Source organism: Bacillus sp. FJAT-49711 (assembly GCF_018343715.1).
Classification (GTDB): Bacteria; Bacillota; Bacilli; order Bacillales; family Bacillaceae_C; genus Lederbergia.
The window spans coordinates 68,354-81,444 of record NZ_JAGYPL010000003.1 but is presented as its reverse complement, the minus strand read 5'-3'; the positions used below and the strand labels follow the sequence as shown (position 1 = coordinate 81,444).

The 13,091-nt window shown below is 39.4% G+C and carries 12 protein-coding genes; 11 read left to right on the top strand and 1 reads right to left on the bottom strand.

Features of this window, described 5'->3' with window-relative positions:
* Window positions 1-5: 5 nt before the first annotated feature.
* From KHA96_RS14430 to KHA96_RS14385, 10 genes are all read left to right on the top strand, one after another.
* On the top strand, window positions 6-1,490 hold the full coding sequence (locus KHA96_RS14430; protein WP_213130041.1) for an aldehyde dehydrogenase family protein: 1,485 nt from the start codon (window positions 6-8) through the stop codon (window positions 1,488-1,490).
* 91 nt (window positions 1,491-1,581) lie between these two features.
* The gene (locus tag KHA96_RS14425) at window positions 1,582-2,919 is read left to right on the top strand and encodes an ABC transporter substrate-binding protein (protein ID WP_349305763.1); all 1,338 of its coding nucleotides are present in this window, start codon (window positions 1,582-1,584) and stop codon (window positions 2,917-2,919) included.
* A gap of 109 nt (window positions 2,920-3,028) precedes the next feature.
* A complete protein-coding gene (locus KHA96_RS14420) occupies window positions 3,029-3,919 on the top strand; it encodes a carbohydrate ABC transporter permease (RefSeq protein ID WP_213130040.1) in 891 nt (296 codons plus the stop codon).
* A 102-nt stretch (window positions 3,920-4,021) separates the two neighbouring features.
* Window positions 4,022-4,837 (top strand): carbohydrate ABC transporter permease, encoded by an 816-nt coding sequence (locus KHA96_RS14415; protein ID WP_213130613.1) that lies wholly within the window; start codon window positions 4,022-4,024, stop codon window positions 4,835-4,837.
* 385 nt (window positions 4,838-5,222) lie between these two features.
* A complete protein-coding gene (gene rpiB / locus KHA96_RS14410; protein WP_213130039.1) occupies window positions 5,223-5,696 on the top strand; it encodes a ribose 5-phosphate isomerase B in 474 nt (157 codons plus the stop codon).
* Window positions 5,697-5,996: 300 nt separating this feature from the next.
* Window positions 5,997-6,293, top strand: a complete 297-nt coding sequence (locus KHA96_RS14405) for a UxaA family hydrolase (protein ID WP_213130038.1) — start codon at window positions 5,997-5,999, stop codon at window positions 6,291-6,293.
* Window positions 6,286-7,455, top strand: a complete 1,170-nt coding sequence (locus KHA96_RS14400) for a UxaA family hydrolase (protein ID WP_249315627.1) — start codon at window positions 6,286-6,288, stop codon at window positions 7,453-7,455. Before KHA96_RS14405 ends, KHA96_RS14400 begins: the two co-directional genes overlap by 8 nt.
* Before the next feature lie 63 nt (window positions 7,456-7,518).
* The gene (gene gucD, locus KHA96_RS14395; protein ID WP_213130036.1) at window positions 7,519-8,964 is read left to right on the top strand and encodes an alpha-ketoglutaric semialdehyde dehydrogenase GucD; all 1,446 of its coding nucleotides are present in this window, start codon (window positions 7,519-7,521) and stop codon (window positions 8,962-8,964) included.
* A 176-nt stretch (window positions 8,965-9,140) separates the two neighbouring features.
* A complete protein-coding gene (locus tag KHA96_RS14390) occupies window positions 9,141-10,013 on the top strand; it encodes a fumarylacetoacetate hydrolase family protein (RefSeq protein ID WP_213130035.1) in 873 nt (290 codons plus the stop codon).
* 12 nt (window positions 10,014-10,025) lie between these two features.
* Entirely contained in the window at window positions 10,026-12,008 is a 1,983-nt protein-coding gene (locus KHA96_RS14385; RefSeq protein ID WP_481748245.1) for a YjhG/YagF family D-xylonate dehydratase, read from the top strand.
* A gap of 100 nt (window positions 12,009-12,108) precedes the next feature.
* Here KHA96_RS14385 and yiaA read toward each other — a convergent pair whose 3' ends face one another.
* Window positions 12,109-12,579, bottom strand: coding sequence for an inner membrane protein YiaA (yiaA, locus tag KHA96_RS14380; RefSeq protein WP_213130033.1), 471 nt, complete (start codon window positions 12,577-12,579; stop codon window positions 12,109-12,111).
* A 161-nt stretch (window positions 12,580-12,740) separates the two neighbouring features.
* On the opposite strand from yiaA, the gene KHA96_RS14375 reads away from it, so the two are divergent.
* Window positions 12,741-13,067 carry a hypothetical protein gene (locus KHA96_RS14375; protein ID WP_213130032.1) on the top strand — a complete coding sequence of 109 codons (327 nt, stop codon included), beginning with the start codon at window positions 12,741-12,743 and terminating at the stop codon, window positions 13,065-13,067.
* The last annotated feature ends 24 nt before the right edge of the window (window positions 13,068-13,091 follow it).

The following is a 13,091-nucleotide window of genomic DNA, read 5'->3' as shown; positions in this document are numbered from 1 at the left end:
ACTAAATGGCAAATACGATGCGGAGCTGGATTGAAGATCATTCAGGGAGAGTCTATAAAAATTTTATTAATGGTGAATGGGTTGAAAGCAAAGGTGGTCAGACGTTCCCATTATACGAATCCGCTTTTCCAGAGAAGGTTCTAGGTTATTTTCCATCATCAAATAAAAATGATGTAGAACATGCCATTCAAGCTGCACATGATGCTTTTCATCTATGGAAAAAAACAACTGCCTCTCGGAGAGCCAAAATTTTAAATGACTTTGCCAATTTACTAGAACGTAATGAAGAAGAATTAGCATATATTTTATCTTCCGAACAAGGAAAAGTACTTAGTGAGTCACGAGGTGAAGTAAAAAGAGCGGCAGCTGAGGCACGTTTTAATGCGGGAGAGGCATATCGAGTAACTGGCATGACCATTCCCTCAGAGATTCCTGGAATAACATGTCGGGTAATATCTCCACCATTAGGTGTAATTGCAGCAATATCTCCCTGGAATTTCCCTATAGTCACACCAGTTAGAAAAATTGCACCTGCCATTGCCTATGGATGTACAGTTGTTTTAAAACCATCATCTGACACCCCCTGGTCTGCAGTAAGATTAATAGAATTACTACAAGAGGCAGGTTTGCCACAAGGAGTAGTCAACTTAATTAACGGATCGGGAAATAAAGTTGGGGACTCGTTAGTAACCCATCCATTAGTAAAAGGAATCAGTTTTACAGGTTCAACGAAGCTTGGTATTCAGATTAATAGTGAAGCTGCTGCTAGATTAATAAAAACCCAGTTGGAAATGGGAGGGAAAAATGCTGCAGTTGTAGCTAATTATCATGATCTAGAAGCAGCTGCAAAGCAAATCGTTAGTGCTGCTTTCACATGTTCGGGTCAACGATGTACGGCAATAAGCAGAGTGGTTGTTTTAGAAGAACAGGCGAACGGGCTTATAGATCATCTAAAGGCGAATATGGAGGCTATTCAGGTTGGTCCAGCGTGGGAAGAAAAGGCAAGCATGGGGCCAGTGATCAATCAGCATCAGCATGAAAATATTCTTGAATATATAGAGTTAGGAAAACGTGAGGGTGCCGAAATTATTCTAGGCGGAACTGTCGCAAAAATTGAGAATAACAAAGAAGGATTTTATATTTCCCCAACGCTTTTTATAAATGTCCATAAAGATATGAGAATTGCCCGTGACGAAATTTTTGGTCCTGTATTAGTTGTTATAAAAGCGAAAAGCATAGAAGAGGCCATTGAGATAGTTAATAGCAGTGAATATGGACTGGCGGTATCAGTTTTTACAGACAGCTTATCAATTTCAAATGAATTCAGTGAACGAGCTGAGGCAGGGATGGTTCATGTAAATCATGGAACAGCAAGTCAATCACATATTCCTTTTGGCGGTGTGAAAAATTCCGGCTTTGGTGCATTTTCGATCGGTCATTCTAATCAAGATTTTTATACATCTTCGAAAGCTATTTATGTTAAGGCTTAATGATATTTACTGCCCTTTACAAAGGGGGTCTTTCGTAAGAAAGATGTATCTCTGTTAAAAAATATACGAAACAAAAGAAGGAGGAAAAAGGGTGAGCAGACTGTTGAAAAAGCCGTTTTTGTTACTTATTGCTGTATTTATGTTAGTAATAATGGCAGCGTGTTCAAAGGATAGTTCAGGAGGATCAAGCGGTAGTTCAAGTGATGGCTCAAAAAATGGATCTTCAAAAGATGAAAAGGTAGAAATCCGCTTTACTTGGTGGGGAGATACAAGTAGAAACGAAGTATATAACGAAATTGTTGATAGGTTCGAAGAAGAACACCCTAACATTACAGTGAAAAGAGAATTTGGAGGTTGGGAAGAATATTGGGATAAGCTAGCAACTCAAATTGCAGGTGGAAATGCACCAGACGTGGTAAGCATGCATCAATTTTATGTTTCCGACTATGCACGGAGAAATGCTTTGTACAATTTAAATCAGTTAGTAGATTCCCAAAATATTAATTTATCTGATTTTCCAGAATCTGCAGTAGACAGTGGAAAAGTTGATGGAAATATCTTCATGGTGGCGCAAGGATTGACGATGCCTGGATATGCCTTCAATACTGCGTTATTTGATGAACTTGGTATAGATTATCCAGAATTTGATTGGACATGGGAAGACATGGCTGAAAAAGCAGCTGAACTTAAGCAAGCAATAGGTGACGAAAAAAAATGGGGATTAGTCGATTCCAGTGGGGCCTATAATAATATATTTCGGTATTTTACCCGTCAAAGAGGTAAGGATCTTTTCACTGAAGACGGAAAGGTTGGTTACGACAAAGAAGATGTGGTCGCGTGGTGGAGTATGTGGGATGATCTTCGCAAAAAGAACTTAATTCCCGATGCGGCAACTGGAAATGAATTTGCCAACGCGCCTCTTGAAGCTAATATGTTTGTAACAGGGGTAACTGCGATTGGGCAATTCCCAGCAAATCAAATTAATTTGTATCAGGAACAATTTGATAATGGTGAAATTCAGATGGTTAGGGTTCCAACAATGGCAGGGGCTCCGAACGGGGAATATATAGAAGGTGCCTATTTAAGTATTTCTGAAAAATCCAAGCACCCTGAAGAAGCAGCTATGTTTATTGACTTCTTCATAAACTCGGAAAAGGCTGTTGAATTATTTAAAGTTCAGCAAGGTCCTCCTGCAGGTACTAAAATGTCTACTTTAGTTATGGACTTAATTGATCCTGCGGAGGCAAGAGCAGTTGAATTCATACAAAAAACAGTTCCGCTAGGAAGACCAGCCCCTTATGCACCAGCTGGAAATAATGAAGTAGTAACGGCTTTTGAAGATAATGCTGAAGCTATAGCATACGGGCAAAAAACCGTGGAACAAGCAGCTGAGGATTTTATGAAACAGGCAGAATCTATTTTACAATAACAAATACTAAAAAATAGTTGGAACTCAATGATGCAATGATTTTAAGTTAAGTAAACATCATTGCATCATTTTTTTGCCAAGTTAAATCTATAATAAGGAGTTGGCTTTTATGAATTATATGAAGGCCTGGTGGCATAAAAATTGGGTGGGGTATTTCTTTCTCACTCCGTGGCTGCTTGGTATATTAGCATTTACTGCCATACCGATGGGGGCTTCTTTATACCTATCATTCACTAAATACGACATGTTTACTGCTCCAGAATGGATAGGGTTAAAAAACTATTTATCGATGTTTAAAGATCAAAAATGGCAAAGTAGTGTGTTGGTTACCCTTAAGTATGTTTTTCTTGGTGTTCCGCTCCAACTGACATTTGCTCTCTCTGTAGCCCTTCTTTTAAAACGAGGAATTAGGGGTGTGGGCGTATATCGAGCAATGTATTATGTACCTTCATTATTTGGAGGAAGTGTGGCTGTCGCAATCTTATGGCGTCAAATATTCGGTGGGGATGGACTTGTCAACAACTTATTAGGATCAATCGGAATTAAGGGTTTGAATTGGATTTCAAATCCTGACACAGCTATATATACACTCATCATTTTAATGATATGGCAATTTGGTTCTTCTATGGTCATTTTTTTAGCGGGATTAAAGCAAGTCCCGATTGAACTTTATGAATCCTCAACGATAGATGGAGCTGGACCAGTAAAACAATTCTTTACGATAACTCTTCCTTTGATTACTCCAGTTGTATTTTTCAATTTAGTAATGGGGATTATTGGAGCATTTCAAGCTTTTACCTCTGCATACATTGTAAGTGGTGGTAGTGGAGGACCTTTAGATTCAACGCTTTTCTATACTTTATATCTTTATCAGAAAGGATTTACACATTTTCAAATGGGATTTGCTTCAGCAATGGCATGGTTTTTATTAGTTGTTATTGCTTTCGTAACTGCACTCGTTTTTGTGTCATCAAAAAAATGGGTCTACTACCAGGAATAGAGGTGAACATTCTTGAATACCGTAAAAACTACAGATTCGTTAGTAAGGTCTCAACCTCTAGTGAGGAGAACAACCAATAAAAATAAAAAAAACTTTAGGAATATGCTCATTCATATTTTTATTATTTTACTTGGGGTGGCTATGCTTTACCCTTTGCTATGGATGGTTAGCAGTTCTTTTAAGGTACAAACAGAGATTTTTACTGGTATATCTTTTTTTCCAACAAAAGTAACATTTGAAAATTACGTAAACGGTTGGGCTGGTCTTTCGGGTATAACATTTGGCAGGTTTTTCATAAATACTTTTTTTATCATATTTATAGGAATCATTGGAAATGTATTATCCTGCTCCATGACTGCTTACGCTTTTGCTAGACTAAATTTTTCAATGAAAAAAATATGGTTTGCGATTATGCTTGTGACTTTAATGCTTCCATTTCACGTTACGATTATTCCTCAATACATTATCTTTAACCATTTAGAATGGGTGAACACATATCTCCCGTTAACTTTACCGAGATTTTTTGCAGTAGAAGGTTTCTTTATCTTCCTTCTTGTTCAATTTATGAGGGGGATCCCAAGCGAACTGGAGCAGGCTGCGAAAATTGATGGTTGTGGACCGATTAGAATTTACTGGTATTTAATGATGCCACTCGCGTTGCCTGCGATTGTCACGACAATGATTTTTACATTTATTTGGACATGGAATGATTTTTTTGGACAGCTTCTTTATATAAGTAATATTGATTTATATACGGTTGCGCTTGGTTTAAGAATGTTTCTTGATTCTTCTGGGAAAAGTGCATGGGGTTCAATGTTTGCTATGTCTACATTATCCCTAGTTCCATTGTTTGCAGTCTTTATCTTTTTTCAACGTTATTTGATAGAGGGGATTACAACAGGTGGAGTCAAGGGTTGAACATGATGAAACCAAAAATATATTAGTATTTTGGCACTGTATAACTAAGAAACAAAGAACCAATAGATGATAAACGATTTGAAATGGTGAATAAAGAAGACTTCTTAGGCAATACATCCAGAGGTGGGATTGTCATGGAGAGGCACATGCTCAACAGTAGTTAATATACAAATTTGGTGTATTTGAAGAAGAGCTATTACCGGTATATCATCCATTATTGGAGTTGCCCAATGCAGTGGTAACTCCTCACGTTGGAAGTATACCCGCTGAAACTAATTTAGTAGATGTTTTAAGTGGAAAGACAAATGATAATATGGTTAATCCTTAGGTCCCTTTTGAAAAAAGGAAAGTCGAGTTCCTAGTAAAAGTAGGGAGGAAGGTAATTTTGAGGATAGCTGTTGGAAATGATCATGCTGGGTATCCATTAAAAGACTATATTTTAAATCTTTTAAAAGAGCTAAATATGGAAGTGTTCTATTTTGGAAGTAATAGCGAAACGCCCGTTGATTTTCCGGATATAGCAGAGAAAGTGTGCAATGCGGTACGTAATAAAGAGGTTGAACGGGGTCTGATGATATGTGGGACTGGGGTTGGTGCTAGTATAGCTGCTAATAAATTTGCAGGAATTCGCGCAGCAGTTACACATGATACATATTCTGCTCACCAATGTGTTGAACATGATGATGTGAATGTTTTATGTATAGGGGCGCAAATAATAGGGGAGCGCCTTGCAAAAGAAATAGTGGCAACTTTTTTACAGGCCGAGTTCAGTATTGAGGAGCATTTTAGAAGAAGGGTGAGTAAGCTTCAAGACATAGAGTTGAAAACTGCACGTGAACTGCAAGAATATAATAAATAAAATGGTTAGGAAAGGACATGTGCACGTGCTGTGCCGCGTCCTATTTTTTATATATCTTTTTTAATAACGATTAATAAAGGATTTTTAGTCTTCAATATAGAAACAATCTAACATGGTAGAGTATTGTTTCCTTTTTTTGTGGAAAGAGTCTTTAGCCGGGAAACAAGGAAAATAATTAATCTTGCCACTAATAAGGTTATCGGAAAATCATCATTACAAAAAGATATTGAAAAAAATATTGTGGGCACTTACAACGGAGAACCACAAAAAACATAGTCTTGAAAGGTGGTGTTTTTATAGATGAATATTTACCAAGCCGTAACTATGAATGAAAATGATAAAGTTGCAGTTGCTTTAAAAAATATAGAAAAGAACTCTACTGTAGAATTGATGCATAAGAATGGAAAGATCAAAGTTGTACTGCTAGATGATATTGATTTTGGCCATAAGTTTTCAATCGTTCCGATAAAAAAGGGAGAGAAAATTTTGAAATATGGAGAGGTCATCGGCGCTGCAACAAGAGATATCGGAGTAGGAGAACATGTTCATGTGCACAATCTGGAAGGAACCCGTGGGAGAGGTGATCAAGTTGGATAAACAATATAATTTGCTGGGATTTAGAAGACCGGACGGAAAGATAGGAATTAGAAATCATGTGCTTATTTTGCCTACCATTACTTGCGCAGTCCAAGTTGCAAAGCAAATCACTCAGTTGGTAGATGGAACCGTTTCCTTTGTACATCAACATGGTTGCGCTCAAGTAGGCATTGATTATGACCAGACATTTAGAACGTATGTAGGTATGGGGTGCAATCCTAACGTATACGGCGTCGTTGTATTGGGACTTGGATGTGAAACTCATCAAGCTCGAAGTGTGGCTGATGAAATTAAGAAAACCGGTAAACCGGTAGAAACAGTATCAATCCAAGATTATGGTGGGACATTAACGGCAATCGCCGAAGGTGCAAAAATTGCCGCAAAAATGGTCCAGGATGCCTCCGCTCAGCAAAGAGTGACATTTTCATTCGATGAATTGATTATTGGTACGGAGTGTGGAGGTTCTGACGCTTGTTCAGGTATTTCTGCGAATCCAGCTGTTGGGGCAGTGAGTGATATGATTGTTGATCAAGGTGGAACCGCTATTTTAGCTGAAACAACAGAATTAATTGGTGCCGAGCATTTACTTGCTGATCGAGCTGTAGATGACAGTGTAGCTAAAAAAGTGTATCAAGTGATTTCCGTTATGGAAAATCGGGCTATACAGATGGGTGTTGATATTAGAACTGGAAATCCAAGCCCCGGGAATATTAAAGGTGGCCTGAGTTCTTTAGAAGAAAAATCGTTAGGAGCCGCGACAAAAGCGGGAACGAGGCCTTTACAAGAACTGATTGATTATGCGGAAACACCGACAAAAAAAGGGTTAGTTTGGATGGATACTCCCGGTCATGATATCGAGCAATTGACAGGAATGGCTGCTGGTGGAGCTCAAATTGTTTTATTTACTACCGGAAGAGGGACACCAACAGGCTCACCAATTGTACCAACTATTAAAATTGCGACAAATACAGGTATATTTGAAAGAATGGAAGAAAACATTGATATGAACGCAGGAACCATTATAGAGGGAAAAGAAACAGTACAAGATGTTGGGAATCGGATTTTAGACGAAATCGTCTCAGTTTCTATGGGTAAAAAAACGAAGGCCGAGATATTGAAGCAACATGACTTTGGAATTTGGAGGATAGGGCCTACCTTCTAATCTTGTCTCACATTAATATATAAATCAATATATATACTAAACCACACTAAGGAGGACACAAAAATGAAAGCGTATACTAATTACATAAGCGGTGAATGGAGACCTTCAGTTTCTGGAAATTCGAAAAAGGTTATTAATCCGGCAACGCAAGAAGTCGTGGGGCATACACCTGCTTCAACAGTAGAGGATTTAGACGCTGCTGTTCAAGCGGCATCCGAGGCAAAAGATAGTTGGGCAGGTCTTTCAGGTGCGGCAAGGGGCGATTATTTATTTAAAGTGGCCAACTTACTAGAGTCTCGCTTGGGTGATATCGCAGTTACAATGACAAGAGAAATGGGAAAAACATTCCCTGAAGCAAAGGGAGAAACGGCAAGGGGAGTGGCTATTTTACGTTATTATGCCGGCGAGGGTATGCGGAAAGTAGGAGACGTCATTCCTTCTACTGACAGTGAAGCATTCATGTTTACGAAGCGTGTTCCATTAGGAGTTGTTGGCATCATTACTCCGTGGAACTTCCCGGTGGCGATTCCAATTTGGAAAATGGCCCCGGCTCTCATTTACGGAAATACGGTTGTTATTAAGCCAGCATCTGAAACCGCTATTACAGCCGCAAAAGTAATAGAGTGTTTTCATGAAGCAGGTCTTCCAAAAGGAGTTATCAACATGGTCACTGGTTCCGGTAGTGTCATAGGAAATGGAATCGTGAATCATACAGGAATTGCAGGTATTTCTTTTACTGGATCTGACGTAGTCGGAAAACAAATTGCAAGGGGCGCTGTTGAAAGAGGTGCGAAGTTTCAGCTGGAAATGGGCGGAAAAAATCCTGTCATTATCTCTGAAGATGCCGACCTTGAAAAAGCAGTCGAAGGTACGATTAGTGGTGCATTTCGTTCGACAGGACAAAAATGTACAGCAACTAGTCGCGTACTCGTACATAGAAATATAAAACAAGCCTTTGTAGACAAGCTTCTATCAGCCTCCGAATCTATCAAAATCGGAAATGGATTGGAGGAGGGAGTTTGGATGGGACCATGTTCGTCCGAGGCGCAAATGGAAACAGTCCTTTCTTATATTGAAAAAGGAAAGGAAGAAGGGGCAAAACTTCTATTTGGCGGCAATCGATTGACAGGTTCAGAATATGATCAAGGATTTTACGTCGAGCCAACGATTTTTGATGATGTTGATAGCAAAATGCAAATTGCTCAGGAAGAAATATTTGGACCAGTCATTGCCATCATTCCATTTGATGATTTGGATGAAGCTTTTACATTGGCCAATGATACACAGTTTGGGCTAAGCGCATCGATATATACGGAAAATGTTTCCGCCATGTTAAAGTTTATTGACAGAGTGGATGCCGGCCTAGTTAGAATCAATGCAGAAACAGCAGGAGTCGAACTTCAAGCTCCTTTTGGAGGGATGAAAAGTTCAAGTTCCCATTCACGTGAGCAAGGAGAAGCAGCGATTGAATTTTACACATCTATTAAAACAGTGTTTGTGAAAGGTTAATTTTATTGATTCTTTCTCAAACAATGATGCTATTTGATGTAAATCTAAATATTGAGAAAAAGATTTTTAAATGTGAAAAGAGCTACCAGTTTAATATGAACGACTAAACTTCCTTATTGGATTTTTACAAAACAAAGTTTAGAATATAGCCATTTTAAAAAAGAGGAGATTAGATCATGAGAATCATTCGTTATGCTGAATCAGATAAGACACAATTGGCTGCCGTAACAGGAGATTCAAAGATTTATCCATTGCCATTTCAAGACTTTCAGGAATTACTGGAAACATGTAATGAACAACAAAAGAGCTGTCTCACTTTGGTGAATGAAGAGTTAAATGGAACTGAACCTATTCAAAAATCACTAGATGAATTGAATCTTGAGCTGCCTATCAATGCCCAAGAAGTATGGGCAAGCGGTGTTACATATTTAAGAAGCAAAGATGCGCGAAACTATGAATCACAAGGGAGTGAGCCGTCTGTTTCATTTTATGACAAGGTTTACGTTGCGGAGCGGCCTGAGCTTTTTCTCAAATCGACGGATAAAAGAACGATTGGACCGAACGAATCACTATATTTACGATCCGATTCAACATGGCAAATTCCTGAACCAGAGTTAGGGTTAGTGGTAGATGGATTGGGAAACATTGTCGGATACACGATAGGAAATGACATGAGCTGCCGAGATATTGAAGGCGAAAATCCGCTATATTTGCCGCAAGCAAAAATGTGGAAACATTCGTGTTCAATTGGGCCAGCGATTTTACTAGCCGAGACGGTTGAGGATCCATATGCTTTTGATATTAAGTGCACCGTTTTTCGGGAAGGTGAAAAGATTTTTGAAGATGCAGCAAGTACCTCTCAATTAAAAAGAAAATATGAGGAATTAGTTGAATTTTTACAGAGGGATAATGAACTTTTTCCCGGAACTGTATTATTAACCGGCACATGTATCGTTCCTCCAAATGATTTCACGTTAAAAGATGGTGATGTAGTAGAAATTGTGATTTCCGGCATTGGACTGTTGCGAAATCCAGTGGCGGCGCAATAAGGGGGGATGGGAATGGATCATTTATTATCGACAGTACGGGAAACGATAGAAAATATCCAAACGAAAGCGAAAGGGCCAGAAGGCAAGCTGCCATTGACGGATTATATGTTGCGGAACTCACCGAGTGGTGATTTATTTGGATTGTCTCAAAATGTTGGAATGGGTTGGTCGCCAAATAATCTTCGAGGAAAAGAAGTATTATTGCTCAGTACACAAGGCGGCATGAAAGATAGCGATGGATTTCCCATTGCTTTAGGCTATCACACGGGCCACTGGGAAGTTGATCAATTAATGAAGGAAGCGGCGATGGAAATCAATCGTGCTGGAGGGATTCCCTTTGCAGCATATGTAAGTGATCCATGTGATGGAAGATCCCAAGGGACGACGGGCATGTTTGATTCTTTTCCATACCGAAATGATGCAGCAATTGTGTATCGCAGGTTGATTCGTTCCCTTCCGACACGTAAGGCTGTTATTGGTATTGGAACATGTGATAAAGGGTTACCGGCGATGATGTTGGCACTCGCTTCCATGCATGATCTTCCGACCGTTGTCATTCCAGGGGGAGTGACGTTGCCCCCAGAATACGGCGAAGATGCTGGGAAGATTCAAACAATTGGTGCCCGTTACTCCGCTAACGAAATTACACTTGAAGAAGCAGCGGAACTAGGCTGCAGGGCATGTGCAACACCTGGCGGAGGGTGCCAATTTTTAGGAACTGCCGCAACTGCTCAAGTAGTGAGTGAAGCGCTGGGATTATCTCTGCCCCATTCGGCACTTGCCCCATCTGGCCAAGAAATTTGGAGGGAAATGGCAAGAAACTCGGCTCGAGCCGTCATTGAAATGGAACAAAAACGCATGACGACGAAGGATATTGTAACGGATGAAGCTATTCATAATGCAATGGTGGTACATGCTGCATTTGGCGGCTCTACGAATTTGCTTTTACATATACCCGCAATTGCGCATGCGGCAGGATGTGCAATTCCAGCTGTAGGGGATTGGATCAAAGTAAACAGACAAACACCAAGGCTAGTGAGCGTCCTTCCGAATGGACCAGAATACCATCCGACTATTCGAGCTTATCTTGCAGGCGGTGTACCAGAAGTAATGCTGCATTTAAGAAATTTAGGGTTGTTAAACGAGGATGTCATGACTGTAACAGGGAAAACTCTCCGAGAGAACCTAGATTGGTGGGAGCAATCTGAGCGCCGAAGGCTAATGAAAGAGCGCTTAAAAATCGCTGACGGTATTGATGCTTTTGAGGTTATTATGTCAAAGGAACAAGCTGAAAAGAAAGGCATGACCTCGACCATCACGTTTCCAACCGGAAATATTGCACCTGAAGGCTCGGTCATCAAATCAACTTCGATTGACAAAGAAAAAATAGATAAAAACGGAATTTTTTATCATAAAGGTGAAGCGAAAGTCTTTACGAGTGAAAGAGATGGAATTAGGGCAATTAGGAAAGGGAAAATCGTGGCGGGTGATGTCATGATCGTTTCTGGATGCGGACCGCTTGGAACTGGAATGGAAGAGACGTATCAATTAACTTCTGCGTTAAAGCATCTTTCATTTGGAAAACATGTGACGTTGATTACGGATGCTCGGTTCTCAGGTGTTTCGACGGGTGCTTGTATAGGGCATGTTGGGCCTGAAGGTTTGGCTGATGGACCGATTGGAAAACTTCGAGATGGCGATATTGTTGAAGTGAAAATTGATACAGTGAATTTAGAGGGGCGAGTCAATTTTTTAGGTACAAAAGATCATCAGGTTTCTCCTGAAGAAGGAGCTCGGATTTTAACGAAACGAAAATCCAATGAAATTAAGCCTGCAGAAGGGCTGCCAGACGATACAAGATTATGGGCAGCATTGCAAAAGGTGAGCGGCGGCACTTGGCGTGGAAGTATTTATGACGTAGATCGAATTATAGAAGTATTAGAAGCAGGGGAAAAAGCATTGAACAAGGATGCGAGTGAATTAGAGGTCCTGTAGCTATTGATATTTCTTTAAAACATGTTAACCCCGTTCTTAAAAGACGGGGTTAACATAATAAGATACCCAATAAAGTGATTAGAAATTTGAAGTTCTAAGCTCAATCTTTTTCTCTAGCCCTCTGTGTATCTCTAATATTTTTCTGTACCGTTATGGCTGCAAATAAACTTAGAACAAAGGACATAGCATAAAATCCTTTTTCGCTTAAAATGATACTTCCAGCATTGTATAAACCAATAGCCATTAAGGAAATAGAAACAATAAGTGCAACCCAACTAATCCCATAGTAAATACTAGTAACTGGTATTCCCTCATCTTTATCCCTCACTGCTTTTTGCAAAGATACCGCTGAATAGAGTCCGAATATTAAGACCGCAAAATAATATCCTTTTTCATTAAGTTGCATAGAAGCGTTAAACAATCCGATGAGGTAAGCTGTAACACCCACCGCCAGCGCCGCCCATGAAGCCCCTTTGAAAGCTGAAGTGGGTTCTCCTTCTTTTCTTTCTATTTTCGTCTTTGGAATTTCTTCTTTGTCCTTATTTAAGAAAACCTCAGGATCATTAGACATTAAATGTTTCTCCTCCATCCTTTTATCCAATAAACATTGAGCGCAGCAGATACACTGTAGAGCTCTTACTTACATCCATTATATAGAAAATCATTGCAAAAAGTAGATAATTTTAACAATAGTCAACGAAAATATCTTTCCTTACTGTAAGTCGGTAGGAGATGAATCATTGTTATTTTAAAATATGTATATTAAATAATTCAAGAAGTTATGAAGCGAATCTTCTCGATCAAATAGGAAATGTGCCAACCGATGAGGGTATTGAGCATAAGGATCCAATGCGCATTGCAGTTGTGACAAATTGCGAAAAAACAGGTGCATTTGCCAACAAAGTATTGATGATGGACAAAATTAGGAAAAGTCAGATTCCTTTGTCCATCAAAGACTCGTTGTTAGACAGAATTGTGAAAAAGCAAGTGCATTTGTCCAACAAAAGGTTGTTGTTGGACAAATCGCGAAGTTATGATACAAATGGATATACTCCGTAATTATGGTAAAAACTGAAGCAATGA